We start from the raw sequence: 26,778 nt of genomic DNA on the forward strand, positions 1-26,778 counted from the left end.
TGAGTGTGATTGCGTACGAGTTGCTGATAACGTTTAATAAGTCTCGTATCTAGGGTCATTTTCTCTATACCATACTGCGCTATTTTATCAAATTTATGCTCACTGATAAATTGTGTAGATACCTATGCCCTTTTGTGCTGGGTCTGATATTTATCATTCATGCCGTATTTTGGCATAAGATAAAAGCCAAGCTACAGGTAAGTAAACACTGGCGTATGGTTTGGAAGCTGCTGTGGGCAATATTTGTCCTGTGGCTGATAAGCTTTATTGTATTTGCCTTTTCATTGCACAAAAATATTAAGCAAGTTGACCAACCGTATGAGACAGTGGCGGCCATTATCGTACTTGGGGGCGGTATTCAAGATGGTTTGCCCACCCCCACTTTGGCCAGTCGCTTAGACGCCGCTGCTCCCTTAATAAAGGAACAACCCCAGGCGGTGGTCATCACCAGCGGCGGCATCGGCATGGGTGAGATACGCAGTGAAGGTGAGGCCATGGCCCGCTATCTGTACGCGCTTTATGGCATCCCACTTGAGCACATTCAGCAAGAAAAAAACAGCACCAGTACTGAGGAGAATTTCTTGTTTAGTCAGCAGATTTTGACCGAGCAAGGCATCTCTTTAAATGACCCAATTGCTGTGGTGACCAGTGACTTTCACATCCCGCGCTCGCTGGCCATCGCTGAGCATCAAGGCTACACCAATCTGGTGGCACTTGCCAGCACCACCCCGCTCTCGATACGTTACAACTCTTGTTTTCGAGAGTATTCTGCCTACATCAGTGGTTGGCTGTTGGGCGAATATTAAACTTAAGCCGGTTTGGTTGATAAAAAAGGAGACGTCCTATGGCTTTAAAAATCACATCTGAGTGTATCAACTGTGATATCTGTGAGCCTGAATGCCCCAATGAAGCCATCAGTTATGATCAAAAGGGGCAAAAGACCTATGTCATTGACCCCAGTCTGTGTACCGAATGCGTGGGCTTTTATGACGAGCCGACCTGCGATAAGGTATGCCCCATTGACTGTATCATCCCTGACCCTGATCGTATTGAAACTAAAGAGCAGCTGCTGCAAAAACATCAAAACATTTGGGCACAATAATAAAAGATACGCCTTTATCCACAAATAAAAAGCTCATCAATAAAAAAAGGCGTCTATAAGACTAATGCCAGTCAGTTAAGAGATTTTATAGCGAAATTCTGAAATTCGTTTTTTCTAGAAACCCCTGTTTATGGAGTTCTCTGGTTTTAAAAAACCATATCTCCGCTAAGTCTCTTGTTTAACTGACTGGCATTAGTCTATAAGACGCCTTTTTTTATTGAAAACTAAAATAGGTTTTTAGGGTAAGCGGTTAATGACAACCCTTAACCTTAAAAAGCTTGCGATAAGGCAGATAGGGCACCGCGCAACATGGCAGATACTGTACTGGTGTGGGTGCCAATACCTGAGTAAATCTCGCCATCCACGTTGAGCTGAATATAAGCTGCCGCTGTGGCATTGGTCTTATCGCTGGTGGTATCCTCATCCTCACTCATATTGGCCACAGGCTGAGTCATGGCATGCTCTGAGTAATTAATAATATGCAGCTTCTTGCCTGTGTGACGTGCAACCCCATCAATAAATGACGACAACGGCCCATTACCTTTGCCGGAGATTTCAACGGTTTCGCCATTGATAATCACTTGCCCGCTAAACTCAACGTCACCGCCTTTGTTATTCACGCTATGATCTAATAGCTCAAAGCCTGAATTATGTAGATAAGTGGACTCAAAGGCTTCTAAGATTTCCTCGTTTTTGAGCTCACGCGCTGCCTCTTCCGCTTTTTGCTGTACTACGCGGCTAAAGTCAATTTGCATCCAGCGCGGCAAGTTAAAGCCATAGTTGCGCTGTAGAATATAAGCCACGCCCCCTTTACCAGACTGACTGTTAATGCGCACCACATCTTGATAACTGCGGCCAATGTGAGCGGGATCAATCGGTAAGTAGGCCACATCCCAGATATTTTGAGTGGCATCGCTGTTTTTCTCATTGTAATCAAGTGACTTTTTAATCGCATCTTGGTGCGAGCCACTAAAGGCGGTAAACACCAACTCGCCCACATAAGGATGGCGTGGATGCACCGGCAAGTTATTGCACTCACTGACCACTTGCACAATGCGGCTCATGTCACTTAGATCAAGCTCAGGATCAACGCCTTGGCTATATAAGTTCATGGCCATAATCATAATATCCATGTTACCGGTACGCTCGCCGTTACCAAGTAGTGTGCCCTCGATGCGATCGGCGCCGGCCAACACCCCAAGCTCAGCGGCGGCCACTGCACTACCACGGTCATTGTGGGTGTGCAAGCTGATGATCACATGCTCGCGGTTTTTTATGTTACGGCAAAAATACTCGACTTGATCGGCATAGACGTTTGGCATGGATGACTCAACCGTAGCTGGCAAGTTGATGATCACCGCTTGGCCCTCTTCAGGCTTCCACACCTCGTTAACCGCATCCACCACTTGCACCGCATAATCGGGTTCAGTTTGGCTAAAGCTTTCTGGTGAATACTCAAACACCCATTCTGTTTCAGGATGCTTGGCGGCATGGTCTTGCAGCATTTTTGCGCCTTCTATCGCAATTTGCTTAATCTGCTCAAGGTCTTTGGCATAAACCTTATCACGTTGCACGCGGCTGGTAGAGTTATACACATGGACCACAGCGCGGCGTACGCCTTTTAGCGCCTCAAAGGTGCGTTCAATTAAATGCTCACGTGCCTGCACCAATACCTGAATGGTCACATCCTCTGGAATATGTCCTTCCTCGATAAGCTTACGCGCAAAGTCAAATTCCACTTGCGCAGCTGATGGAAACCCAATTTCAATTTCTTTAAAGCCTACTTCGACCAGCAGTTTAAAGAACTGCATCTTTTGTTCGATGGTCATAGGATCAATCAGAGCTTGGTTACCATCACGTAAATCCACACTGGCCCAAATCGGCGCTTTTTCAATGGTCTTATTTGGCCATGTGCGATCAGATAAGTTGGGTGCAAAAGCAAAAGGTTGGTATTTACGAAAATCAAACGCGTCAAACTTAGGCTTTACCTTAGGTTCCACTCGGGTTGATTGGCTAGTAACTTGGCTCATGGGGTGCCCTCTTTGGTCGATTGTTTTTTATCACATTGGTTTTGGTTAATGTTAATGGGTTTATATCCATACCCTTAAAATTGATTTGGCATAACAAGCTGACTTTGCACAAACCATCTACTTTTTAGACGCGCTTATCAGCGTCTTAAGTCTATGCTACTTCTTTAAGTCTATCAAGAACATAGATACTTTCGCCAGCTGCTTATTGATACTATTTATTTATCGATATTATTTATTTATCGATACGGTTTATTTAACTATGACGCCATACTGACTATCATATCAAAGCGGGGTGAAAATAATCCTACAAAATTAGCCCAATTTTTAATTAAAATTAGCGTATTATGTTTTTTATTTATCATAAATTAGTGAAAATCACTAATAAGCATCATATTACTCCGGATAAACCGCTATGAGCTCATTCTCAAATCTTTCCCCAGCCATCGATATTGACGCCATTGATCGGCAGATTTTAACCCTACTACAACAAGATGCCCGCATGAGTATTACCGATATTGCTGAAGCGGTGCATTTATCGGCTACCCCTTGCGCCAGAAGGATTAAGCGTTTAGAGGAAGCGGGTGTTATCACCGGCTACCATACTTTGGTGGATCCGCAGAAGCTTGGTTATAGCCTAGCTATTTTTATTGCGGTGAGTATGGACCGACATACTGCTGAGCGCTTTGCTGAGTTTGAAGCTAAAATCCAAAGCTTCGATGAGGTGGTCAGCTGCAGCATTGTCACCGGCCGCACTGAAGATTATTTATTAAAGGTGGTGGTGCGTGATATGGCGCATTATGAGGAGTTTTTATTGCACCGATTAAACCGCCTGGAGGGCGTCAGTCAAGTGCATACCAGCTTTGAGCTGCGTGAGGTATTTAATCGCGGCATCATTAGATAGCTCGGTTAATAATAACGCAAAAAACGCGGCTTGATTTAAACTATAAAGGCTTACGCAGCGGCCAAAAAATTCACTATAATAGTGCGTTTACAATATAGGCCAAAGGAGCCTTTATGTTTGGGATAACAGATCTTACCGCCTATATCATTGGCACCATTGCGATTATTTTACTACCCGGCCCCAACAGTCTATATTGTCTGGCCGTCGCGGCTGCCCATGGCGTGCGTAAAGGCTATCAAGCCATAGCTGGTATTTTTGTGGGTGATGGGATACTTATCTTAGTTACCATATTTGGCGCAGGCGGGCTACTTAAGCTATACCCCTCTTTGTTTAATGGCATAAAGCTGATCGGCGGCCTGTATCTTATGTATCTTGGTATCAAGCTGTTAATCGGTGCTTATCATACCTTTAAGCAGCGTGCGCTTTTGGCGGATGCAAAGCCCAAGCTTGCGGTGCCAAACCCCAATCAAAATTTCTTTTATCGCGCCATGTTGCTAAGCCTCACCAACCCCAAAGCCATTTTATTTTTCTTATCGTTTTTTGTGCAGTTCGTAGACCCTGCTTATCCGCATCCACTGCTGTCTTTTTTGGTATTGGCCATCATATTACAGTGCATCAGCTTCACTTATTTAACTGTTTTGGCATTTTCTGGTCAAAAACTGGCTAAAAAATTCAGCCAACATCCTTGGCTGATTGTCTCTAGCATGAGCGCTGTGGGTCTGTTATTTATCGGCTTTGCTATTAAGCTGTGGCAGGCGCAATTGATGTAAAGCGCGAAGCTAAAAAATTAGTCAATAAAAAACCACTCAAATGGCTTTTAGCGGTTTTTTATTGACTAAGCTTTGGGTGTAATTGAGTTATGTTTCGCGCTTTTCAGGCAGACGACTTGAGGCCACTTGATAGAAGACGGCTGCCATAAACACAATGCCAACCGGAATAAGCATGGCGCTATAGCCCAATTTAAAAAACCCATAAGCCCCTACCACACCGCCGCCACAGAAGCTGTACCAGATGATGGCCTGGAAGCCCAAGGTTAGCTTGCTAATCGGTCGACCCGCCAACCAGTTACCAATAGCGGCCCCCATGTCTGAGGTCAGACCGGTCAAATGCGTGGTGCGAATAACCGCCCCACTGTAGGTGGCTACCATGGCATTCTGTAGCCCGCAAGCCATAGCCGCCAGCAGCTGACCGAAATAATCATGGTGAAAAAACAATAAAAAGCTGCAAAACAATAAGCCAGCTTCGGTGAATAAGGCAATGCCATAACGGCGGCCAAGCTTTAACGAGTGCTGGCCAATCAGGTAGCCGCTTAAAATCGAGCCTGACAAGAATGACAGCAGCGATGCCCCCACGAACAGCACCCGCGAAAAATTCATCTGCGCCAACGCTGCCGAAAAATAACTGACGTTGCCGGTCACATGCGACACCGATAAATTGGTAAAGCCGCTAAGCGCAATAATATTGATGCAGCCGGCACTAAAAGCCAGCACTGCCCCACCAATCAAAATCCAAAGAGGTAACCTAGTTATCATAAGCACTAATTACAGTTAAGTGTGTACCAAATCAAAAACGTATATTACTAATCAAAAGATTATCCATCGGGCGCGTATACAGTCCTCTACTTATTTGCCCTACCCTAGCGCGGCGCCCTTTTTCACTATTTATCTGTCCATTATCTGCCCAGCAAGCTGACGCGGGCATCATTAAACATATCCATGTCGGGTGCAAGCGTGCGCATAAAGCGGTCAAAATACAGCATTTGCTTGGTCAGCAGCGCAAAGTCGCGCGGGAAATGAATACCGTGGCGTTTGCCGACCTCAACAATCTCTAGCATCATTTTGTTTAGCTCATCGGCCTGCTCTTTGGTATTAAAAGGCTTGCCACTGGTATAGGTTTTATCCTCTGCCATAATGCGGGTAATCATTTTTGCCAAATCACCGGCCAGCTGTGCCTGATCGACTTGCTCACGATCATGAGTCATGCCCATATCAATCATACAGCCGGCCATGGTCACATAATCATTGTCCTGTAGCGCTTGCATCATACCCATACACGCTTGCCAGCTTTCAGGCTTTAGCTTACCGACAATACCAAAATCAATAAAGCCAATACGCCCATCTTTAAGCAGCATTAAGTTGCCAGCGTGCAGATCAGCATGGAAGCTGTTGCACATCATTAGGCTTGCAAACCAAGTGTTGAGCGTATCGGCCATCACTTGCGCAGGATCTGCGCTATATTGGCGCATCGCCACCTCATCAACCATAGAGATGCCATGCAAGCGGCTCATGGTCAGCACTTTTTTGGTGGTCAGCTCATCCACCACTTCAGGCGCCACCACCTTTTGATTGCCCGTCATCTGTAAAAACTGCTGAAAATCACGGATATTAGACGCCTCAGCGATAAAGTCGGTCTCAGCCAACATACGGGTGCGAATCTCATCGATAATCGGCGAGATACTGGCAAAACGCATTTGCGGCATTAAGCGCTCCATAATCTTGGTCACCCCGTGTAGCACCCCAAGATCGGTCTGCATGATCACATCGACATCCGGCTTTTGGACTTTTAGCACCACATCACGGCCATCACGCAGCGTTGCCGCGTGCACTTGGGCGATACTAGCAGACGCTAGCGGCGTCTCATCGATATGCAAAAACAACTCATCCAAGCTGTGATGGTCTGTTAACAGCTCTTGCTTTAATACCCCTTCAATATACTGATACGGCAGCGGCGTGGTCTGGTCTAAGCAGCCTTGAAAGGCAATCACATAGTCACGCGGAAACAAGGAGGGCGTGCTGGCGATAAACTGACCAATTTTTATATAAGTGGTGCCAAGCTGCTCGAACGTCTCACGCAGCATGACCGCATCTGGACGCTCACCTTTGGCCACACGCAATGCAGATAAGCCGGCCACACTGGCAGTGTGACGGACACGATTGACAACATTGAAGGATTTTTTCAATAAATTTGACATAGGATTTTGAGTCTATTAACAAAAGAAGGTCAGGCATTAGGTCGTAAAAATTTATAACTTAATGCGTCTGTAACATGAGCAAAGTGCCGCTATATTATAGATAAAATCGGCACTTATAAGGCAAAACTAGATGTGCAGGTCATGACCACAGCGGTCACAAAACTGAGCACCGGCGGCGTGACCAAACTTACCACAGTTAGGGCAAGTGACTGGATGTAGCTGCGGGCGCATGCTCTTAGCAAGCTCAGAGGTAAAGATACCGGTCGGCACCGCAATAATGGAGTAACCGGTCATCATCACCATGGTTGCAATAAACTGACCTAAAGGGGTCTTAGGTGACATATCGCCATAGCCCACCGTGGTCAAAGTTACCGTCGCCCAGTAGATAGATACCGGAATACTGGTAAAGCCATTTTCTGGCCCCTCGACCACATAGATGACCGAGCCGAAAATCATAACCAACAGCACCAAGGACAAGAAGAACACGGTGATTTTTTGTTGACTGGTGCGTAGGGCTGCGGCCAAAAACCCCGCTTGCTGCATATAAGATTTGAGCTTTAACACTCGGAACACACGTAGAATACGTAGGATGCGCACCACAATTAAGTACTGAACACCACCAAATATTAAGCTTAAATAACTGGGCAATACAGACAATAAGTCCACCACCCCAAAGAAGCTAAATACATAGCGTACCCGGTTGGGTGCCGAAAACAGGCGCAGCAAATATTCTATGGTGAATAAAATGGTAAAAAACCATTCTGCATAAAAGAATACTGTACCAAATTGCAGGCGCAAATACAGCACACTGTCTAACATCACCACGGCCACACTAGCAGCAATGGCTATCAATAATACGATATCAAACAGCTTACCTAAAGGCGTATCTGTGCCTTCAATGATAATATGAATGCGATCGCGTAGATGATTTAGCGTATTTGAGGAGAGTTTTTTCATAAATACGGGTAACTGATCTATAAGAGTGGCCCATTATACGTTATTACATCGGCAATGTTACCTATTAGACAAACTTTGTTTTTAGCACCTCCTTTTTTATATGGCTTAACACCCTAAACTCAATGAAAACCGCTTTAGCGCCAAAAAATAAGCTATCCTGCCAAACCCAAATTTCTGCTATAATCTAGCTCTTTTAGAGGCTTGTTAGACTCAAAGTACAAGGCCATTTCCCTAACTGCTCAGGTCATCAAGCCCCTCTTATTTATCGCCGTGTTGCTATCGGTGCAATCAGTAAAAAATTCAAGTCAACACTCATACTTTCATGGCCACATAGTGCGTCCGCAGCTGGCCTATTATTACAGCTGCCGAGGGTGCTAGGTCTTTTTTATACACTCCAAGCGGATAATACCCTTGATTTGTTTAACGTAATTGATAAGGATAACCATATTATGGCAGGTCATTCTAAATGGGCAAATATTAAGCACAAAAAGGCCAAAGAGGATGCCAAGCGCGGCAAAATCTTCACCAAAATCATTCGTGAGCTGGTTTCAGCGACCAAACAAGGTGACCCTGACCCAGAATCTAACCCTCGCCTACGTGCTGCAGTCGAAAAAGCACTATCGGCCAACATGACCAAAGACACCATCAAGCGTGCCATCGAGCGCGGTGCCGGTAACTCTGACGGCGGCGAAATGGACGAGCTAACCTATGAAGGCTATGGCGTGGGCGGTGTGGCTGTCTTGGTTGAGACCATGACTGACAACGTAAACCGTACCGTCAGTGAAGTGCGTCACGCCTTTACCAAGTTTAGCGGCAACCTAGGCACCGCAGGCTCGGTGGCTTATCTGTTCACCAAACGCGGCGAAATCATTTTTGATGATGTCTCACTTGAAGATGAGATTATGTTAGTGGCGTTAGATGCCGGCGCTGTCGATATCGAAAATGATGGCGAAAGCTTACTTGTCATTACTGAGCCTGACACTTTTGGTGCGGTAAAAGATGCGTTAGATGCAGCCGGCTATGAGTCGAGCAATGCTGAGGTTACCATGTCGCCTTCGACCACCGCGCTTATCGATAATATCGATGATGCCGAAAAAGTGATGAAAATGATCGATATGCTAGAAGATTTAGACGATGTACAAGATGTGCATACCAACGTCGACTTCACTGATGACGTATTAGCGCAGTTAGGCTAGGTGGTTAGTCGTTTTAAATATTATCACTACTAACAACCATAGCGTTATCAACAATAGCATAAAAAAAGCAGCCACTATGACAATAGGGGCTGCTTTTTTTGTCTTACGATGTCAAGTATAGCCAAAATAGATAACAATATTAACTTAAGATAACAGGTACACGGCTATATCCACCTAATGGAGGCAGCTGCCGTTCAAATGACTCATTCGGCGCTGGCGTGATCGCCTCTACATGCGCAAGCAGTGCTTGGATAAGGATTCTAAGCTGCCAAGTAGCCAATAACCGCCCAGGACACACATGACGGCCAATACCATAGACCAGATTATCCGCTGCATGCTTGACTGGATCAAAGATATCTTTACCAAATACGGCCTCATCGCGGTTTGCTGAAATCCAGTCTAAATGCACCTTAGCCCCTTCAGGCAATTGATGCTCGCCTAGAGTCACCGGACACTTGGTTATCCTACGGTTTGAGGGAAAAGGATTATCAAGACGCAGTATCTCATCAATAATGGCTTCAAGCTCTGCATCAGAGGCATTGGCACAGTGCTGTAGCTGCTTAGGATGATGGGCAAGACAAGCCACCACTACGCCCACACATAATGCCATAGACCCCAAATCACCCCCAGTCCAATTGCGCAAAATAGACACAATTTCAGCCTCGCTAAGTGGACGTCCCTTTATTTGCTCACGGCATAGCTGAGCTGTTATGCTGTCTTGATTTGCTTTGTTATGGCTAGCAGCAGCAGAGTCTGTATCCCGAAATGGGGCGATAACCGAGCGAATAATTTCATTAAAATCCTGTGCTACTGTTGCAAGCTTAGCAGTGTCTTTTAAGCGGCTGGCTTGGTGATTGTCATTGACCCATTGTACTAAGATAGGCTCAACCTCTGCAGGCCAGCCTAGCCATTGACACTGAGCACGCACTGCAAAGACAGTGCCTATATCCGTAACCGCATTAATGACCTCCCCTTTAGGCAGCCCCGACACAAGCTCTGTTGCCACGTGTTGAAACATCGGCACATAAGGGGTAATGGCGTCTTGACTAAGATAGCGGTTAATCAGTGCTCTATACTGATCATGCTCTGCGCCGTCTAAGCCATTCGGGATTTGTAAAAACCGCGAGACATGACTAGAGAAAGTGGCATCATCAAGCGCCGCCGCCTTCACATCAGCATGGCGTAACAGTACCCACTCACCGGCCTCATTTTTTATAATACCCTGCTGCCGCCGCCGCTTATCTGTCAGGCTTCGCTGGTCATCTTCTGCATATAAGGCTTTGATTTTAGAATCGCCAAACATGATACCTCCTAGACAATCAACTCATATGTCACATCATAAAATATAAAATAAGGCTTGAGTCACTTTTATATCCTGTCTAACCGCAACCACAAGACCTTGTGCCTTTAATCTCTAGTATACGTTGTCCACTTACTTTGTCAGTAATACGAAAGGCTTACACTTCACGCTTTGCTGTTATTTACTGTTATGAAGCAGACTGCTGCCAGCGTATTTATCATAAGCGATTGTTATACCAAACCTAAAAATCAACCAAGCTAGGTTGTTTTTTAGAAGTTGTTTTTTAGAAAAGGTATTAGCCATTTTAACAATCTAGCCAGCCTTGTTGCTGCGCAAAGCTTAGCTGATCAGGTGTGTCTATATCCAAACTAAGCTTTATGTTATCAATCACATGAAGCTGTCTATCATCCAAGCTTCTAATTAAATCACGCAGCCCTTTATCACCCGTGAGTGTTGGCTGCCACCGGGTTAACAGCTCATAATCAATGGTAATAGGAAGACCGGTAATATTTGTATTAGGCTTGGCTGCCTTATTGGATGATAATTCAGGTAAGTCTTTATAAGAGCGGCCATAGCCACTGGCGACAACCTTGCTATCTGCTAAATTCTTGTTCATCGCTGGACTGTTGTTATCAACCGGATTATCGCCAATAGTGTGAACGACTTGAACGGATTGCTCGTGGCTGACCAGCAGCTGATGCAAATGCGCCGTATCCAGTAATATTTGATCCACCCCCATGATAACCACTCTTTTTACGCTCAGTCCCTGTGCTACTTTTTTATTAAGCACATCAATGCCCAAATTTAAACTATAAGCCATGCCCTGCTCTGGATATGGATTAAATACTGGGTTGATTACATCGTATTGGGCAGCTAATGTTTCGGCCAAGGGGTGGATAATGCTATGAGACTCGGGTACGACCAGCATAACCGCTTTGGGAGAGGTGGCCAGTGCACGCTGGGTCATCACCTCAAGCAGTGGCTGAGTATCTATGGTAAGCAGCTGCTTTGGCTGGCCCAAGCGCTTGCTTAACCCACTGGCTAACAAGATCACCGCATGTTCAGGTGGCGCTTGTGGTGATACAGAAACAGTAGATAATTCGGATAGTTTGGATAAGCTAGAAATACTCATTTAGAAACACTCATTTGATTAAAACCACCCCTATCACTGAGCAGCCCATCTGTCTTTATACCGTCTATCTGACGCTGTCTTCGGCTGAGACGCCTGCTTCATCTTCTTTGCATTTATAGACGCACTGAGTGTGTTTTCTTTACCATGCATCACTGCACTGATTTGCGCCATAACTCCTAGCGCCAACGCCTCAGGCCCATCACCGCCTAGCTTGTAGCCGATGGGATAATAAAGCTGATCAATGCCTTGCTCTAAGCCATTAACATCGCCCTGATACGCTTGCTTAATCTCATCGATTAGGTGCTCAGTACGGTATTTGGGGCCCAACTGTCCTAAATATAAAGGCGGATTGGCAAGCAGCACTTGTAGCCGAGCTCTATCTTGAGTAAGGCTGTGCGACATCACTGCCACCGCTGCATTTTGGCTCAGTGCCAATAAGGTCTGGGTATCCTCAAGCGGTACACACTGGACTTGGTCAGCTGCCATAAAGCGTGAACGAGTAGCATAGTGAGAGCGACTGTCGATCACAGTGACGTGCCAGTCCTGCATTTTGGCTAAGCGCACCAGTGGCTGCACATCATTGCCAGCGCCGCAGATAAGCAGCCGCTTTTGTGGTTGCAGCTGCTGAACCAGCCACTGAGTCTGTACTGGCTGAGTGATATCTTGCTGAGCCACACTGGTGATGGTGGCAAAATCGGTTGGTTTTTGTTCGGTTGGTTTTTGTGTTAGGCCAGATTTTATGTGTTTGGCTGACACATATTTGGCCGACAAGCTTTGAATGGTTTGATTAATCAGCTCATCACAATCAGCGGTAATGTTATTAGCAGAAGCGACTTGTACTGCATTAGAATCTGACGTTAACTGAACGTGTAATCCCACTGGGTGGCTCGCCTCTTGTGAGCGGATTAACGTCGCTACCGTTACTGGCTGCTGGGTCTGCCGAACCTGTTTGATCGTCTCAAGATATGCTCTAGCTGTATCTAGGCGCTCAAATAGCACATGCACACGCCCATTACAGCCCAGACCAAAGTTAAGCTCTGTTTGAATACTAAACTCAATATCATCGACAGCCTGCGTATTTTCAGCAGCATCCTCGGGCAAATCCTCACCCGTTTGATAGACCTGTACCACCGGGCCATTTCGGGTCAGCCATAACGCCTTTTTTATAATATGCGGCTCTAAGCAGCCACCACTTATCATACCCACCGACTGACCATCAGCGCAGATAAGCATCATGGCGCCAGGCTTACGGTAAGCAGAGCCTTCAATGTGTACGACTGTTGCAAGCACCGCCTCTGTATCAGCGGCGATGGCTTGATCGGCCAGCTGCAGAATATCAGATATCTGATTGCTCATAAGAGTACCTTTTGCTATTAGTCAGGCAAGTGATCAATCAGCTTATCTAGCGTAATCGGAAAGTCATAAATACGAACCCCAACCACGTTATAGACCGCATTAGCAATGGCCGCCGCTGCCCCGGAGATGGCCGTCTCACCTATGCCTTTGATGTGCATTGGATTGGTATATGGGTCATCTTCTTCGACTAAAATAACCTCAAGCTGTGGCACATCGGCATTGACTGGCAGATGATATTCTGCCAAATCATGATTGCATAAGCGGCCATCATGCTTGTCGTGGATGACCTCCTCCATCAGTGCCGAACCAATACCAAACACCATACCCCCATAGCACTGCGAGGTCGCCAGCTTGTGGTTTAAGATACGTCCGGCTGTAAAGGCACCGGTCATATTCTTCACTCGGATTTCACCAGTATAGCGATGTACAGCGACCTCAGCGAAGTTAGCGCCAAAACAGGCTTGACGGTGTGTTTTACCATTTTTGCCTGGGGCAATCTGCCCTTTGGCACTAAGTTTTTGATCCTCATAGCTTGCGATAATATCTGCCAACGCATGGCTGCTGCTATCGCTAAAATAGTCAGCAGAATTGTTTTTATCACTGCCCAAATCGCTATCCAAACCCGCTTTTTGTGCCGCCGTATCGACGGACTTAAGCACCGCATCCGCTGCACTTTGCAGAGCCGCTTTTCCGGTTTCAACGCCAGACTCTAGTAAACTTGCTTGATGTTCACCCTGCTGTTGTACCTGACCTTGCGTAAGCTGTATGGTATCGGCATGTAGTCCGACCTTTTCAGCGATTTGCTCCCGCAGCTTGGCACAGGCTAAATAAATACTACTGCCTGCACTGGCCGCCCCAAAGCTACCACCTGAGCCAGATGAGGCCGGCAAAGCACTGTCGCCGAGCTTCATCTCGATATGGTCAATCGGTAAGCCCAATAAATCAGCAGCTACTTGTGAAAATACAGTATAGGAGCCGGTACCGATATCTGTCATGTCTGACTCAATCACTGCTTTGACCCCAAATGTCTTGGCCGGATCAAGCTGTAAGGTGGCCCGTGCTTCGGCAGGCAATAGGCTGTTCCCGCGCGAAGCAACGGCCATCCCTGTGCCAATCCACCAATCCCCTTGTTGACGACTGGCCGGCTCAGGACGGTGCTTGTCCGCCCAACCAAAGGCTTTAGCCCCTTGCTCCATACACGCCAGCAACTGACGGGTAGAAAAAGGAATGTCTTGTGACGGGTCTTTTTCGGGCTCATTACGGCGACGCAGCTCAATAGGATCTATGTTAAGCTGACAGGCCAGCTCATCCATCGCACACTCTAACGCAATCTGACCCACAGCCTCACCTGGCGCGCGCATAGAGCCTGCCAGCGTCCAGTTCATGTCTGTTTTTTTGTAATGGACTCTGCGGTTTTCACCGCGATATAAAAAATGTGTCGATAATCCTGCTGGCTCAAAGAAGCCTTCACCGGGCAAGTTACTAGAAATCGTATCGTGAATCAGCGTATCAATCACTCCATTTTCATCACAGCCGATTGCAATACGCTGCTGCGTGTTCGAGCGGCGTACCGTCGCCTCCATTACTTGCGGGCGGGTCATCATAACAAGCACAGGGCGCTCTACTTGCTTGGCTGCCACGGCAGCGGCAATAATTTCAGGAGAGATGCCAAGCTTACTACCGAAGCCGCCACCCACAAAGCGTGAAATCAGATGCACCTGATCATCATCTAAATCCAGTGCGTCTGCGATTTGTTTTTTACTAAAGGCCACCATCTGATTAGAGGCATAAAGGGTTAACTTATCTTCTTCCCAATAAGCCAAGGTAGAATGCAGCTCCATCGGCGAGTTGCTTTGGCTGGGCGTGGTATAAGTACGATCTAATGTCACCGCAGCCGACTTTAGCCCCTGCTCAGGATTACCCTGCTCGGCATTATTATCTGAGCCGGCATCTTCATCGACTTCATGCGCATCTGCTAAAGCCTTATCAAAATCCAATGCCGCATTATCCGTCTCATCTTCATAATGAACCAGCAGTGCTTTAGCCCCCTCCGTCGCCGCCTCAAAGGTCTCACCAACCACGACAGCAATGGGCTGACCATGATAAGCAATCTCTACTGCACCTTGTGTTGGCGCCTCTAACTCACCGCCCTGCTGTGAATTGCGCAAAAAATGCTGAGCATCTGTCACCACTTTAATCACACCAGGAATATCAGCGACGGACTCTGTATCAATCTTTTTTACTTTACCTTTGGCAATGGTCGCCCCTACTAAGACCCCATAGACTTGACCATCACGGTGGTGTTCAGCAGCATATGTTGCCTGACCGCTTACCTTTAAGGCACCATCCACCCGAGTGATAGGCTTACCGACCAGCTGGCTTGAGGTTTTATCAAATAACGTATCGACCGGCTCATTCATTACCATCTTTTTGGTCGCGTTTGAATTAAATAAAGCCATGATTATGCGTCCTTAGCGGCAAGCGCGCGCTGAATGATTTGTTTTAATAAGCGGCGAGTCAAAGTGATCTTAAAATCATTTTGCCCCCATCCTTGAGCCTGCTCTAATAAGATATTGGCCGCATGAACAATGTCTGGGATACCGCCCTTAGTACCGACTAAGGCATCCTCAACCGCCTCATTACGCCAAGGCTGAGTACCAATACCACCAAAGGCCAAACGTACGGTAGTCAAAGTGCCTGTCTCATCAGCATCAATAACAGCCGCGCAGGATACCAAAGCAAAGGCATATGAGGCTCTATCACGTATCTTATCGTAGGTGTGCATCCCTGCTGTCGGCGGCGGCAGAATAATATGAGTAATCATCTCTCCTGCCTCTAGCACGGTTTCGATATGCGGTGTGTCTTTGGGCAACTGATAAAAATCTTTAATCGCTATCTGACGTGTGCTGCCATCGGCTTTTTGGGTTTCTAACGTAGCATCAAGTACGCGCATCGCGACCGCCATGTCAGAGGGGTGCTGGGCGATACAGTGCTCACTGGTACCCAAAATAGCAAGAGATCGATTCTCCCCGTCAATGGCAGGGCAACCACTGCCTGGATTGCGCTTATTACACGGACTATCAGTCTGATAGAAGTAATAGCAGCGGGTACGCTGTAAGAAGTTACCCCCTGTGGTTGCTTTATTACGTAATTGCCCCGTTGCACCGGCCAATATTGCCCGTGACAGCACTGGATAATTTTCAATAACGCTGGGATGCGCTGCCAAATCACTATTGGTCACCAGCGCACCGATGCGTAATCCGCCCGCTTCGGTCGGCTCTACTTGCTTTAATTCAAGCTGAGTGATGTCCACCAGCTTAATCGGGGTTTCAATTTCAAACTTCATTAAATCCAGCAAATTGGTACCACCGCCGATGAAGGCTGCCCCCTCTACACTGGCCGCTTTGCAGGCAGGCGTCAACTCACTGGCACGGACATAGTCAAAACGTTTCATGAGTTTTCTCCTACAGCTTGCGACTGATTGTTGGTGCTATTATTGGCATTGTCTTTATGGGCTTGGTCTTTATGGACTTGAGACTGGCTTGGCGGTGGCGACCATATGCCGGTCACTGCTGCCGAGACTGCCGGCTTATTGCTTGGGTTGCCTGAGCTATCTAGGTTATCTGAGGTCGATGGATGCGCCACTGATTTGCTCTGGTTTACCTGTTTCTGTAACTCCTTTTGTAATACTTCAGAGATGGCATTAATGATATTAGGATACGCTGAGCAGCGACAAATATTACCACTCATGCGCTCTGCAACTTCTTGGATTAAAGCGCCATCTGGGTTTTTTAGATCCTCAGTGACATAGCTTGGCCAGTTTTGTTTGACTTCCTCAATCAGCGCTGTGGCCGAGCAGATTTGACCGGGCGTACAATAGCCACACTGAAAGGCATCATGCTCTTTAAAAGCTTGCTGTAAATCAGAGAGCGTCTCTGGCAGACCAATACCTTCAATGGTAGTAATCTCATCACCTTCGTGCATCACCGCTAAGGTTAAGCAGCTGTTAATGCGCTGACCATTAATGAGTATGGTGCAAGCGCCGCACTGCCCGTGGTCACAGCCTTTTTTGGGTCCGGTGATTTGTAAGTGATGACGACATAAGTCAAGTAAGGTGGTGCGAGGGTCAAGGTCCTCGAAGTGATAGAGGTTATTATTAATCGTAAGCGATAAAGTAGTCATGCTGGCGTCCGCTGGCAAGTAAGTTTGGGAAAGTCTCGGTTAAGCTGAGCTCTTATCTATCCTAATGAAAATCCACATTTTATTTAATGATAAAATGTTGTGAGACTGTGCATTTAAGTAAACACGAAAATAAACACTAGACTTTTTAATAAAAAAACCCTCATGGGCATCTCATGAGGGTTACAAACAGCGGGGCCTTAAATAGGCTTAAGCGAGCAGTCCACCATCAACATTGATACAAGCGCCTGTGGTATAACTTGACGCATCAGAGACCAAATATAGCACCGTGCCAGCCATTTCCTCTGGCTGTGCCACACGCTTAAGCGGAATCATAGCCAGCGCCATATTAAGCACCTTATCATTGCTGGTCAGTGCTGAGGCAAACTTGGTATCAGTCAAGCCTGGCAGCAAAGCATTCACTCGAATATTGAGCGGCCCACATTCTTTAGCAAAGGCTTTGGTCATGCTTATGACCGCCGCTTTGGTAATAGAGTAAATGCCTTGTTTATCCCCTGGAGTAACGCCGTTTACTGAAGCGGTATTTAAGATTACCCCGCCCCCTTGCTCGCGCATCATCTTGCCAGCTGCCGTCGACATAAAGAAGTAGCCTTGGATATTTACTTCTACGGTTTTATTAAAGGCCAACAAGTCAGTATCTAGAATATGACCATAATAAGGATTGGCTGCAGCATTGTTGACCAAAATATCTATGCGACCAAACGTGTCTTTAATATAATCAAATATCGCATCAATCTGAGACATATCACCCACGTGACACGCATAAGCGCTGGCCTTGCCGCCGTCCTTAACGATACTATCCGCGACTGCTTGGCAGGCTTCAAGCTTACGGCTCGATACAATTACCTCGGCACCATAATTTGCCAATAAGCGAGCAATGGCCTCTCCTATCCCGCGGCTGGCTCCGGTGACCAGTGCTACTTTTCCAGTTAAATCAAATAAGTCTTTCATAAAAAATTCCTTTTTAGTAGATAAATACAGGTCACAGGCAATATGCGGCTTTATTATGCCAACATACCCCCATCTAAAGTTAAGCTGTGACCATTCATAAAGCTGCTTTCATCACTGGCCAGCCAAGCAATCGCACTGGCAACTTCTTCAACTTTGCCCAGTCGGCGCATCGGACTGGCGTTGAGTAAAGCGTGCTGCTGCTTTTCACTCATATTAAGCATGCTGTTGCGCACCATAGGGGTATCAATAAAGCTTGGGCAGACGGCATTAAACCTTATATTGGCACGGGCATACTCAATAGCAGCAGACTTAGTCAGTCCAATCACTGCATGCTTTGAGGCGCTATAAGCTGACAGCATGGGGGCTGAGCGTAGACCAGCAATAGAGGCCACATTAATAACGTGACCACCGCCATGAGGACTCAAGCAAGCAATGGCCGCTCGCATACAGTGCCAAACCCCTTTGACATTCACCGTCATACAACGATCAAAGTCATCTTCCGTTAACTGGTGTAGCGGCGCTGGTCGGTGATCGACCCCAGCATTATTGATCACCACATCAAGGCCTCCCAGCTGCTCTACGGCATAAGCAAATAATGCGTTAACCTCAGCAGCTTGAGTGACATCTACTTTCATAAAGTTTATCGTGTGATCTGACGCCCAAGCTTGCTGTGCTAAAGCATGGCCTAAGTCTTCAGCCAAATCAGCAATGATTATCTTAGCGCCGCGACTGGCCAATAGCTTTGCACTGGCCGCGCCAATACCGGAAGCGCCGCCTGTGATTAAGATGCGTTTGTTGAGGACGTTGGCGACAGTTTTGTTGGGTTCAAATTCCATTTTGATACTCAGCTTAGTTAGGTTTTTATGTTAAATTCGATCCGTTAGAACCACTCAGGCTGCATGCTGTGGCACACCGCATTGTCCGTGGTCAGCAGCTCAATATCACGCTGGATAAGCGGCAGCTCCCAATCGATGAAGTATTTTGCTGCTTGAATTTTGCCACGATAAAAGTTTTGCTTAGCGCCATCTTCAGTGAGTGCTAATAGCTGCTCGGCCTTGCTGGCTTGGCGAATCCAAATCCAGCTCATAACAATAGTGGCAAATACCGTCATTAAAGCTTGTGCATTGGCACTCAAGGTGGCAGCTTTTGGTGTGCTTAGGGTTTGACCCACATGCTGTAGCAGCGGCTGCAGCTGTTCGATATAAATCTGCAATTTGTTAGCAAGCTTCGCGGTTTGCGACGTCGAAATGGCAATCAAGTCTCGAGCGATTTCTTGCTGCAATACCTGTAATCCAAGCCCTTGATTTTGCCATAATTTGCGGAAAGTTAAGTCCAAGGCTTGTATGCCATTGGTGCCCTCGTGAATGGGGTTTAAACGATTGTCACGCCAAAACTGCTCTGCTTGATACTCTCGGGTGTAGCCTGCGCCGCCCAATACCTGAATACCTAAATCATTGGCTTTGGGGCCATATTCTGAAGGCCAAGCTTTTAAGACAGGGGTTAATAAATCCAGCAGTTCAGACAAGGCTTGTTTTTGTGTGTCATCATCGCAGGTATTGATACGATCAATGAGATTTGAACCATACAGACACAAAGCCATGCCGCCTTCGCTATAGGCCTTTTGTGCCAATAGCATACGCTTGACATCGCCATGCTCGATGATGGCCGCCGCAGGATCATCAGGCTTAAGATGTGGGGCCACTCGTCCTTGCAAACGGTCTTTGGCATAGGCCAGCGAATACTGATAGCCACGATAGCCAATCATAGCTGCGCCAAAGCCTACTGCGATGCGCGCCTCATTCATCATCTTAAACATATAGCGTAGGCCAAAATGCACCTCGCCAATCAGATAGCCAACACAGTCATTGGCATCGCCAAAGCTAAGCGCCGTTGACGTGGTGCCGCGGTAGCCAAGCTTATGAATTAGACCGGCCAAATGTACATCGTTACGCTCAGCAGGTTTGCCATTAGCATCCAAGCGGTATTTTGGTACCGCAAATAGCGATATGCCCTTCACGCCAGCAGGACCGCCTGGCACTTTAGCCAACACCAAATGCACAATGTTTTCAGCTAACTCATGATCTCCGCCTGAGATATAAATCTTGCTACCACGGATACGATAAGTGCCGTCATCATGGGGTGTGGCGGTGGTTCTGATATCGGCAAGAGAAGATCCGGCATGCGGTTCAGTCAAAGCCATAGTGCCGGTAAAATCACCGCTGAGCATGCGTGGTACAAAGGCTTGTTTTACCTCATCATTGGCAAAGTGCATCAACACATTAATCGCTGCAGTGGTCAAAAATGGATAAGCAGTGGTCGATGGATTGGCTGCCATAAAGTAACCGGCCACCGCCGTCATCACCGTCTCAGGTAACTGCATACCGCCTTGATCAAAATCATAGCGGCCGGCGATAAAGCCAGAATGGCGATAAGCATCAAAGGCTACTTTTACGTCATTGAGCATCGTTACCTTTTTGCCATCGAACTGTGGCTCGTTTTTATCAGCGACTGTGTTATGCGGTAAGAAGAGATCGGTGGCTATTTTTTTGGCGGTATCGATGGTGGCATCGAAGGTATCACGTGAATGTTCAGCGAATTTAGGGTGCTGACATAATTGCTCGGTATTTAGTACATCGTAAAGCTGAAAGGGTAACTCAAACTCATTAATTAAGCTCTGTGCGTCCATGCTGTTCTCTCTTAACAATCATCAGTGGTTCAATATTAGTTCATTTTTGTGCCTTACCACATTGTCATTTATGACATAATTAAGGTAGTAACTGACATCTATTAGGGTTAACCTGTCCAATTGATTACCGTATTACGCCGCAAACTAAGGAGTCTTTATGAGTGACAGGGCACCATTTAAAGTCGTTATCGTAGGATTTGATGGGGTACTGGGCAGCGCCCTGACGGGTGCTCTAGATTTGTTCTCTTTTACCGGTGTCAGTTGGCAGCGTTTTTTGGATCAAGACATACAGCCTAAATTTAACGTACAGATTGCCAGTTTACAAAAGGCCGATATTCGCTGTAGCAATCGTTTAATTATCCAAGCACACTGTGATATTAAAGACATTGAACACTGTGATTTGCTGCTTATTCCCACTATTGGCGACTCTATCGATAAGGTATTGGCACACAGCACTGAGCTGCTAATTGAGCTGCAGCGCCTTGCCAACACTGGTACCGATATAGCCAGCAACTGTAGTGGCGCCTTTTTATTGGCAAAAGCTGGTCTATTGGAGGGAAGAGCGGCGACTACTCACTGGGGCTATGCCAATAAATTTAAGCAAGATTTTCCCAATGTGAACCTGCAACAACAGCACTTCGTCACTCAGTCAGATAATATATTTTGCGCTGCAGGCGGCAGTGCGTTTTATGATTTAGCGCTATTGTTAATAGAGCGCTATTGTGGGCGTGAAATCTCAGCGCAAGTGGCCAAGACTCAAGTAATTGACAAAAAAACCGGTCATCAGGACAGTTATACCAATGTCACCTTGCATACGCCACACTCAGACCCAGTGGTGAGCCAAGTTCAAGCGTATATCGAACAAAATTTTGCCGAGCCGCTGCAAGTCAGTGACTTGGCCAAGCGGGTTAATATCACACCGCGCACCTTAAACCGCCGCTTCCAATCCTGCCTGTCTATGCGGCCGATAGAGTATATTCAAGCGGTACGTATTGAGCAGGCAAAACGCCTATTAGAGTCAGCCGATGTGAGCATCAAGTCACTCGCCTATCAAGTGGGCTATCATGATTTATCCTCATTTAGCCGTTTGTTTAAGCGTGCCACGCACCTAACCCCAAAAGCGTATCAAAATAAATTTGCTCGCACTGTTAGCTGAGCGTTTCTAGTTGTAGTAACAGGCGTTTTTTATCAAGCCCACCAGTATAGCCGCCCAAGCCACCATCACTGGCCACTACTCTGTGACAGGGAATGATAATACTAAAGGGGTTTTTGCCATTGGCATTGGCCACCGCTCGGTAGGCGGTGGGTTTGTTTATATTTTGCGCCAATTGTGCATAGCTTATAGTGTCTCCATAAGCAATTTGTTGCAACGCCCGCCAGACATTTTGCTGAAATGGCGTACCCAACGACCAGTCTAGTGCAATATCAAACTGTTGACGCTCACCTTTTAGATACTGCTGCAATTGGGTGATGGTGGTTATGAGCAGTGACTCAATTGGCTTATCTTTGCTTAGGCTATTTTCGTCAATAAACTGAAAATCATCATCCATTAGTTGATGACGCTTTTTTAGCGGTGCCAGTGACTTTGAGTCAGACCACTGTTGACCCTTGGCTAGCCAATCTAAGCTGACCAATTTGGGCTCTGCAGAGGGTATATCTGAAGCAATAAGCAGTAAGCTATGCTGGGCAAAAGAGGTGGTAGTTACAATCATAATCACAGGCCTCAAAACAGGTCTCAAACAAAAAAATGGCACCTTATGATTAATGCCAGTCAGTTAAGAGATTTTATAGCGAAATTCTGAAATTCGTTTTTTCTAGAAACCCCTGTTTATGGAGTTCTCTGGTTTTAAAAAACCATATCTCCGCTAAGTCTCTTGTTTAACTGACTGGCATTACACCTTATGATGCCATTTTTTTAAGAGTAAAGGTTACTTTTTGAGATAGACACAAGCCTATTATTCATCGGTTTCAAACAATGCAGCCACAAACTGCTTCGGACTAAAGGCACGTAAGTCATCAATAGACTCACCCACCCCGATATAGCGAATCGGAATGTCTGTGGTATTGGCAATGTTAAATACCACACCACCTTTGGCTGTGCCGTCAAGTTTGGTGATGGTAATGCCGGTTAGGGGCACCGCATCGTTAAAGATTTTGACCTGATTGATGGCGTTTTGGCCAGTACCAGCATCTAATACAATCATGCCCTCGTGCGGCGCCGTGGGATCAGATTTGCGCATGATGCGAACTACTTTTTCAAGCTCAGCCATCAGGTGAGTTTTGTTTTGCAGGCGGCCAGCTGTATCGGCGATTAGCACATCGATATTTTTGGCTTTGGCAGATTGCATGGCATCGAAGACCACTGACGCACTGTCTGCGCCATGACCTTGCGCCACAACCGGAATATTATTACGCTCACCCCAAACCTGTAACTGCTCGGTGGCAGCGGCTCTAAAGGTATCACCGGCAGCTAACATGACCGACTTGCCCTCACCTTGCAATCGCTTGGCCAATTTACCAATGGTGGTGGTCTTGCCTACCCCATTGACGCCTACTACTAAGATAACAAAAGGTTTTTTACTGGTATCAATGATCAGCGGGGCCACTTTTGGCTCAAGAATCTCAACCAGCTCTTTTTGTAAGGCTTTATATAAAGAATGCGAATAAATCAAATCACCGCGGGCGGTCTGCTCGGTTAAACTTTTGATAATCTTATCAGTCGCTTCTACCCCAATATCTGCCACCAACAGCTGATCTTCTACTTCCTCAAGTAGCTCATCATCAATCTCTTTACCACCGATTAAGATATTGGCCACACCCTCTGCCAAATTCTTACGCGATTTAGATAAGCCTGATTTCATGCGTGAGAACCAACCGCCACGCTTTTTGTCCTCTTTTTGCTGCTCACTTTGTGTCAGCGTCTGAGCGACTGGCTCTGGCGTTGACGTTACTGAGCTGGCAGTGGTAGATGTCGAGGAAACGGGGTTAGGTTTTGTGTCTGCGGCGGCCTGCACCACACGAGGGGTCTCGATAATAGGTATGTCTTGCGGCTCAGCCAAATCCGGCAACGTGATGTCATCATCGTCCAATTCATCTAAGCTACCATCGAGGTCAATGACCACGCGGGTCGGATTATTTGCATTATTCATGGGCGTCTCTTATTTTATTTACAGTTATGGTTTTGCATGTGTCATCATGAGATACAGTATTTAATTACCGCGTAGTTTACCATATCTGCCCCAAACCAGGATAAATCCCCTTATTTAGCCCCCTAAAATCAAAATTTTGAATTTTCTCCACTTTTTTGCAGAAAAAATTTGACACATATTGATATATGTATATAATACGCTCCTACATTCAGGGTGATTAGCTCAGTTGGTAGAGCGTCTGCCTTACACGCAGAATGTCGGCGGTTCTAATCCGTCATCACCCACCACTCTTTATAGACTACCACTTTTTTAGAAAGTGGCTAAACATTCTAAAGCGACCTAAGCAGCGGTAGTTCAGTTGGTTAGAATACCGGCCTGTCACGCCGGGGGTCGCGGGTTCGAGTCCCGTCCGCTGCGCCATATTTAAAACTTAGTGTTTAAAACAAAGTTTCAGCCTCAAGTATTTATACTTGAGGTTTTTTTGTATTTATTGGTTCTACACTTACCTCTTATCATCCCTTTATCTATACAGTCTCATCGTAGTTCTAGAGATTCAGACAAACCCAATACGTCGACCTGCTTGAGGCCAAGCGCATGAATATTCGATAAACTACGTTGGAGCCGTTAAATGAGTCGTAGTCCTACAATAGATGCCTTAAAAAAATATTAATATAAATTTAATTATTCGCTAAAAAATTAAGCGTCTGTTTTATAAAATCTTTATGATTTTGAAAAATACTACCGTGCCCAGCGTCTGGATATATGATTAACTGACTGTTGGGCAATCGCTTTGCTAAATCATAAGTATTGAGCGTTGGCACCATACGATCATGATCTCCATTAGCGACCAAAGTAGGCTGTTCAATGATAGAGAGATCGACTGGGATTTTGTTTCCCCACTTTTTCAATGCTTTAAGTTGAGCTCGATATGCTGAAATGGTGATTTTTTTGTCAAGATCTTGAGTCCGTTCATTAATACGTTGAATAAACGCTTTTGCCGCACGCTTTCCATTGTCAGTACGAGTGAAAAATAGAAAAATCTTAGGATCTTGACGTGTCAGCAAGCCCCTAAGAAGCTCAAAATTAGCCACTCTACTGACTTTAGAGATACCTTTCCCTCCAGCGGGCCCTGTACCCGATATCACCATTTTTCTCACCAAACTGGGTTTTTTTAATGCTATTTCTTGTGAAACCATACCGCCCATAGAGAAGCCAAATAAATCAACCTTCTCAAAGCCTTTTGCTTTAATGAAAGTAATAGCGTCATCAGCCATTTGCTCTATTGATTCAGCTACTCTCCCTGTCGATGCACCCACACCTCGATTATCAAACGCCACAACGTGATGTGTTTGGGCGATACCATCCATAATGCGAGGATCCCAATTGTCTAAAACCGCTGCCAAATGGTTTAAAAATATGATGGGTGTGCCACCATTTTGCTGACCATACTCACGATAGGCAAAGCCAATGCCATCTGCACTAATAAACTCAGTAGGTACTGTTGCCCATTGATAGAGCGAAGTTTGTACTGACATTAAATGTCTCCTATGGCGTGTAAATCAAATCTTAAAATACTAGTCACTACTAAAAAAGCCACAACTAAAAGAAAAGCCACAACTAAAAGAAAAGCTGCTACTAAAAGAATAGTGAATATAGTACAAAAAGTTTCAATAGTTACTATCTTTTTAGTAGTAACTGGTCCCATTTTGTATTACTATCTTATTGCTCAATAAAATATGTAAGAAAACCTTGCGATATCGTAGGCTACTTTAATCCCACTTACGATCATCATATTTAGGTAGAATATTATGAAAGCCGCTTATATTAATCATTATGGTAAGCTCGATCAGATTCAATTTGGCGACCAACCCAAGCCGACGATTCAAAGTGATGAGGTTTTGGTTAAGGTTCATGCCGTGAGTATTAATCCACTCGATTTACGCATGGTAGAAGGGGAATTTAAAGCTGTGATACCCGTGCAGTTTCCTTTTATTTTAGGCAACGATGTGGCAGGTGTCATTGTCGAGGTTGGTACAGAAGTTGAGCATTTCAAAGTGGGAGATGAGATTTTCGCTAAGACAGATGATCAGGGTTCTTTTGCTGAATATACCTCTCTTAAAGAAGCCTCAGTTGCGCTGAAACCTAAAAATATTTCTATGGCCCAAGCTGCTGCCTTGCCACTGGTTACGCTGACAGCATGGCAAGCTCTCGTGGAAATAGCACAGTTAAAACGTGGCCAAAAAGTTTTGATTCATGCAGGTTCTGGTGGCGTGGGATCCGTTGCCATTCAGCTCGCTAAGCATTTAGGCGCTTACGTTGCCACAACGGCAAGTGCTAAAAATGCTGATTGGGTAAAAGACTTAGGGGCAGACCTCGACATCGATTATAAAACGAGCAATTTCACAGATATCGTGTCTGATTATGATGTCGTGTTTGATACCCAAGGCGGCGATACTTTAGAGCAGTCTTTGCAGGTCTTAAAGCGCGGCGGTATCGTTGTCAGTATAGCGGGACAACCCGATAAGAATATGGCAGAAGCCATCAATGCTAACTGGCTTATGAGCAAAATCATCCCCTTACTCAGCCTACCTATTAGAATAAAAGCTAAAAAAAGGGGCGTTCGCTATCACTTTTTATTTATGCAGCCAAATGGTGAGCAGTTATCCTATATTGCTGAGCTTGTAGACGCAGGAAAGATTATTCCAGTCCTAGATCAGGTTTATGATTTTGCTGATTTTGCAAAGGCCATTCAGCATGTAGATGACGGGCATAGTAAAGGCAAAGTAGTGGTCAATTTACTTTAAATTACCACCAGAATAGACAATAAATAGTACAAAGACGGCTATT

23 protein-coding genes and 2 tRNA genes are annotated in these 26,778 nt (G+C 45.9%); 9 read left to right on the forward strand and 16 right to left on the reverse strand.

What is annotated here, in order from left to right:
• Positions 1 to 95 precede the first annotated feature (95 nt).
• Together JMX92_RS00005 and JMX92_RS00010 are read left to right on the forward strand one after the other, a co-directional pair.
• On the forward strand, positions 96 to 806 hold the full coding sequence (locus JMX92_RS00005) for a YdcF family protein (protein ID WP_201543198.1): 711 nt from the start codon (positions 96 to 98) through the stop codon (positions 804 to 806).
• A 38-nt stretch (positions 807 to 844) separates the two neighbouring features.
• Positions 845 to 1,102 (forward strand): YfhL family 4Fe-4S dicluster ferredoxin, encoded by a 258-nt coding sequence (locus JMX92_RS00010; protein ID WP_011960290.1) that lies wholly within the window; start codon positions 845 to 847, stop codon positions 1,100 to 1,102.
• Between the two features lie 269 nt (positions 1,103 to 1,371).
• On the opposite strand, the gene leuA is transcribed toward JMX92_RS00010, so the two are convergent.
• A complete protein-coding gene (gene leuA, locus JMX92_RS00015) occupies positions 1,372 to 3,132 on the reverse strand; it encodes a 2-isopropylmalate synthase (protein ID WP_011960289.1) in 1,761 nt (586 codons plus the stop codon).
• 412 nt (positions 3,133 to 3,544) lie between these two features.
• On the opposite strand from leuA, the gene JMX92_RS00020 reads away from it, so the two are divergent.
• Positions 3,545 to 4,033, forward strand: a complete 489-nt coding sequence (locus tag JMX92_RS00020; RefSeq protein WP_201543199.1) for an Lrp/AsnC family transcriptional regulator — start codon at positions 3,545 to 3,547, stop codon at positions 4,031 to 4,033.
• Positions 4,034 to 4,146: 113 nt separating this feature from the next.
• Positions 4,147 to 4,803 (forward strand): leucine efflux protein LeuE, encoded by a 657-nt coding sequence (leuE, locus tag JMX92_RS00025; RefSeq protein WP_201543200.1) that lies wholly within the window; start codon positions 4,147 to 4,149, stop codon positions 4,801 to 4,803.
• Between the two features lie 87 nt (positions 4,804 to 4,890).
• Here the strand turns inward: leuE and JMX92_RS00030 are convergent, their stop codons facing one another.
• From JMX92_RS00030 to JMX92_RS00040, 3 genes are all read right to left on the reverse strand, one after another.
• Positions 4,891 to 5,565: a YoaK family protein gene (locus JMX92_RS00030; RefSeq protein WP_011960286.1), complete on the reverse strand. Its 675-nt coding sequence runs from the start codon at positions 5,563 to 5,565 to the stop codon at positions 4,891 to 4,893.
• 140 nt (positions 5,566 to 5,705) lie between these two features.
• Complete coding sequence (locus JMX92_RS00035) at positions 5,706 to 7,004, reverse strand: ABC1 kinase family protein (protein WP_011960285.1); 1,299 nt, start codon at positions 7,002 to 7,004, stop codon at positions 5,706 to 5,708.
• 126 nt (positions 7,005 to 7,130) lie between these two features.
• Entirely contained in the window at positions 7,131 to 7,961 is an 831-nt protein-coding gene (locus tag JMX92_RS00040; protein ID WP_011960284.1) for an ion transporter, read from the reverse strand.
• A 449-nt stretch (positions 7,962 to 8,410) separates the two neighbouring features.
• Here JMX92_RS00040 and JMX92_RS00045 point away from each other — a divergent pair, with 449 nt between their 5' ends.
• Positions 8,411 to 9,157: a YebC/PmpR family DNA-binding transcriptional regulator gene (locus JMX92_RS00045; RefSeq protein WP_011960283.1), complete on the forward strand. Its 747-nt coding sequence runs from the start codon at positions 8,411 to 8,413 to the stop codon at positions 9,155 to 9,157.
• Between the two features lie 139 nt (positions 9,158 to 9,296).
• Here JMX92_RS00045 and JMX92_RS00050 read toward each other — a convergent pair whose 3' ends face one another.
• The 9 genes from JMX92_RS00050 to JMX92_RS00090 form a co-directional block, all read right to left on the reverse strand.
• A complete protein-coding gene (locus tag JMX92_RS00050; RefSeq protein ID WP_201543201.1) occupies positions 9,297 to 10,460 on the reverse strand; it encodes a cytochrome P450 in 1,164 nt (387 codons plus the stop codon).
• Positions 10,461 to 10,761: 301 nt separating this feature from the next.
• Positions 10,762 to 11,589: an NTP transferase domain-containing protein gene (locus JMX92_RS00055; RefSeq protein ID WP_201543202.1), complete on the reverse strand. Its 828-nt coding sequence runs from the start codon at positions 11,587 to 11,589 to the stop codon at positions 10,762 to 10,764.
• A gap of 33 nt (positions 11,590 to 11,622) precedes the next feature.
• Positions 11,623 to 12,945, reverse strand: coding sequence for an XdhC family protein (locus JMX92_RS00060; protein WP_201543203.1), 1,323 nt, complete (start codon positions 12,943 to 12,945; stop codon positions 11,623 to 11,625).
• A 17-nt stretch (positions 12,946 to 12,962) separates the two neighbouring features.
• Positions 12,963 to 15,404, reverse strand: a complete 2,442-nt coding sequence (locus JMX92_RS00065; protein ID WP_201543204.1) for a xanthine dehydrogenase family protein molybdopterin-binding subunit — start codon at positions 15,402 to 15,404, stop codon at positions 12,963 to 12,965.
• Between the two features lie 2 nt (positions 15,405 to 15,406).
• On the reverse strand, positions 15,407 to 16,399 hold the full coding sequence (locus JMX92_RS00070) for an FAD binding domain-containing protein (RefSeq protein WP_201543206.1): 993 nt from the start codon (positions 16,397 to 16,399) through the stop codon (positions 15,407 to 15,409).
• A complete protein-coding gene (locus JMX92_RS00075) occupies positions 16,396 to 17,127 on the reverse strand; it encodes a 2Fe-2S iron-sulfur cluster-binding protein (protein ID WP_201543207.1) in 732 nt (243 codons plus the stop codon). Before JMX92_RS00075 ends, JMX92_RS00070 begins: the two co-directional genes overlap by 4 nt.
• A 207-nt stretch (positions 17,128 to 17,334) precedes the next feature.
• Positions 17,335 to 18,096, reverse strand: coding sequence for an SDR family oxidoreductase (locus JMX92_RS00080; protein ID WP_155587762.1), 762 nt, complete (start codon positions 18,094 to 18,096; stop codon positions 17,335 to 17,337).
• Positions 18,097 to 18,149: 53 nt separating this feature from the next.
• The gene (locus tag JMX92_RS00085; protein ID WP_201543208.1) at positions 18,150 to 18,932 is read right to left on the reverse strand and encodes an SDR family NAD(P)-dependent oxidoreductase; all 783 of its coding nucleotides are present in this window, start codon (positions 18,930 to 18,932) and stop codon (positions 18,150 to 18,152) included.
• A 44-nt stretch (positions 18,933 to 18,976) separates the two neighbouring features.
• A complete protein-coding gene (locus JMX92_RS00090) occupies positions 18,977 to 20,782 on the reverse strand; it encodes an acyl-CoA dehydrogenase (protein ID WP_201543209.1) in 1,806 nt (601 codons plus the stop codon).
• Between the two features lie 157 nt (positions 20,783 to 20,939).
• Between JMX92_RS00090 and JMX92_RS00095 the strand changes: the two genes are divergently transcribed.
• Entirely contained in the window at positions 20,940 to 21,938 is a 999-nt protein-coding gene (locus JMX92_RS00095; RefSeq protein ID WP_201543210.1) for a GlxA family transcriptional regulator, read from the forward strand.
• Here JMX92_RS00095 and JMX92_RS00100 read toward each other — a convergent pair.
• Positions 21,931 to 22,494, reverse strand: coding sequence for a methylated-DNA--[protein]-cysteine S-methyltransferase (locus tag JMX92_RS00100; protein ID WP_201543211.1), 564 nt, complete (start codon positions 22,492 to 22,494; stop codon positions 21,931 to 21,933). The genes JMX92_RS00095 and JMX92_RS00100 overlap by 8 nt on opposite strands.
• 243 nt (positions 22,495 to 22,737) lie before the next feature.
• Positions 22,738 to 23,931, reverse strand: coding sequence for a signal recognition particle-docking protein FtsY (gene ftsY / locus JMX92_RS00105; RefSeq protein WP_110816469.1), 1,194 nt, complete (start codon positions 23,929 to 23,931; stop codon positions 22,738 to 22,740).
• A 211-nt stretch (positions 23,932 to 24,142) separates the two neighbouring features.
• Between ftsY and JMX92_RS00110 the strand changes: the two genes are divergently transcribed.
• Positions 24,143 to 24,218: transfer RNA gene (locus tag JMX92_RS00110), tRNA-Val, on the forward strand.
• Positions 24,219 to 24,274: 56 nt separating this feature from the next.
• Positions 24,275 to 24,351 (forward strand) — tRNA-Asp (locus JMX92_RS00115).
• A gap of 257 nt (positions 24,352 to 24,608) precedes the next feature.
• On the opposite strand, the gene JMX92_RS00120 is transcribed toward JMX92_RS00115, so the two are convergent.
• Positions 24,609 to 25,466 (reverse strand): alpha/beta fold hydrolase, encoded by an 858-nt coding sequence (locus JMX92_RS00120; protein WP_201543212.1) that lies wholly within the window; start codon positions 25,464 to 25,466, stop codon positions 24,609 to 24,611.
• A gap of 273 nt (positions 25,467 to 25,739) precedes the next feature.
• Here JMX92_RS00120 and JMX92_RS00125 point away from each other — a divergent pair, with 273 nt between their 5' ends.
• The gene (locus JMX92_RS00125; protein WP_201543214.1) at positions 25,740 to 26,735 is read left to right on the forward strand and encodes an NADP-dependent oxidoreductase; all 996 of its coding nucleotides are present in this window, start codon (positions 25,740 to 25,742) and stop codon (positions 26,733 to 26,735) included.
• Positions 26,736 to 26,778 lie beyond the last annotated feature (43 nt).

The sequence above is a fragment of the Psychrobacter sp. H7-1 genome, assembly GCF_904846585.1.
GTDB classification, from domain to species: Bacteria; Pseudomonadota; Gammaproteobacteria; order Pseudomonadales; family Moraxellaceae; genus Psychrobacter; species Psychrobacter raelei.

Coding starts and splice junctions, on each gene's coding strand:
- JMX92_RS00005 (WP_201543198.1), top strand. CDS start 96: ATGCTCACTGATAAATTGTGTAGATACCTATGCCCTTTTGTGCTGGGT.
- JMX92_RS00010 (WP_011960290.1), top strand. CDS start 845: ATGGCTTTAAAAATCACATCTGAGTGTATCAACTGTGATATCTGTGAG.
- leuA (WP_011960289.1), bottom strand. CDS start 3,132: ATGAGCCAAGTTACTAGCCAATCAACCCGAGTGGAACCTAAGGTAAAG.
- JMX92_RS00020 (WP_201543199.1), top strand. CDS start 3,545: ATGAGCTCATTCTCAAATCTTTCCCCAGCCATCGATATTGACGCCATT.
- leuE (WP_201543200.1), top strand. CDS start 4,147: ATGTTTGGGATAACAGATCTTACCGCCTATATCATTGGCACCATTGCG.
- JMX92_RS00030 (WP_011960286.1), bottom strand. CDS start 5,565: ATGATAACTAGGTTACCTCTTTGGATTTTGATTGGTGGGGCAGTGCTG.
- JMX92_RS00035 (WP_011960285.1), bottom strand. CDS start 7,004: ATGTCAAATTTATTGAAAAAATCCTTCAATGTTGTCAATCGTGTCCGT.
- JMX92_RS00040 (WP_011960284.1), bottom strand. CDS start 7,961: ATGAAAAAACTCTCCTCAAATACGCTAAATCATCTACGCGATCGCATT.
- JMX92_RS00045 (WP_011960283.1), top strand. CDS start 8,411: ATGGCAGGTCATTCTAAATGGGCAAATATTAAGCACAAAAAGGCCAAA.
- JMX92_RS00050 (WP_201543201.1), bottom strand. CDS start 10,460: ATGTTTGGCGATTCTAAAATCAAAGCCTTATATGCAGAAGATGACCAG.
- JMX92_RS00055 (WP_201543202.1), bottom strand. CDS start 11,589: ATGAGTATTTCTAGCTTATCCAAACTATCCGAATTATCTACTGTTTCT.
- JMX92_RS00060 (WP_201543203.1), bottom strand. CDS start 12,945: ATGAGCAATCAGATATCTGATATTCTGCAGCTGGCCGATCAAGCCATC.
- JMX92_RS00065 (WP_201543204.1), bottom strand. CDS start 15,404: ATGGCTTTATTTAATTCAAACGCGACCAAAAAGATGGTAATGAATGAG.
- JMX92_RS00070 (WP_201543206.1), bottom strand. CDS start 16,399: ATGAAACGTTTTGACTATGTCCGTGCCAGTGAGTTGACGCCTGCCTGC.
- JMX92_RS00075 (WP_201543207.1), bottom strand. CDS start 17,127: ATGACTACTTTATCGCTTACGATTAATAATAACCTCTATCACTTCGAG.
- JMX92_RS00080 (WP_155587762.1), bottom strand. CDS start 18,096: ATGAAAGACTTATTTGATTTAACTGGAAAAGTAGCACTGGTCACCGGA.
- JMX92_RS00085 (WP_201543208.1), bottom strand. CDS start 18,932: ATGGAATTTGAACCCAACAAAACTGTCGCCAACGTCCTCAACAAACGC.
- JMX92_RS00090 (WP_201543209.1), bottom strand. CDS start 20,782: ATGGACGCACAGAGCTTAATTAATGAGTTTGAGTTACCCTTTCAGCTT.
- JMX92_RS00095 (WP_201543210.1), top strand. CDS start 20,940: ATGAGTGACAGGGCACCATTTAAAGTCGTTATCGTAGGATTTGATGGG.
- JMX92_RS00100 (WP_201543211.1), bottom strand. CDS start 22,494: ATGATTGTAACTACCACCTCTTTTGCCCAGCATAGCTTACTGCTTATT.
- ftsY (WP_110816469.1), bottom strand. CDS start 23,931: ATGAATAATGCAAATAATCCGACCCGCGTGGTCATTGACCTCGATGGT.
- JMX92_RS00120 (WP_201543212.1), bottom strand. CDS start 25,466: ATGTCAGTACAAACTTCGCTCTATCAATGGGCAACAGTACCTACTGAG.
- JMX92_RS00125 (WP_201543214.1), top strand. CDS start 25,740: ATGAAAGCCGCTTATATTAATCATTATGGTAAGCTCGATCAGATTCAA.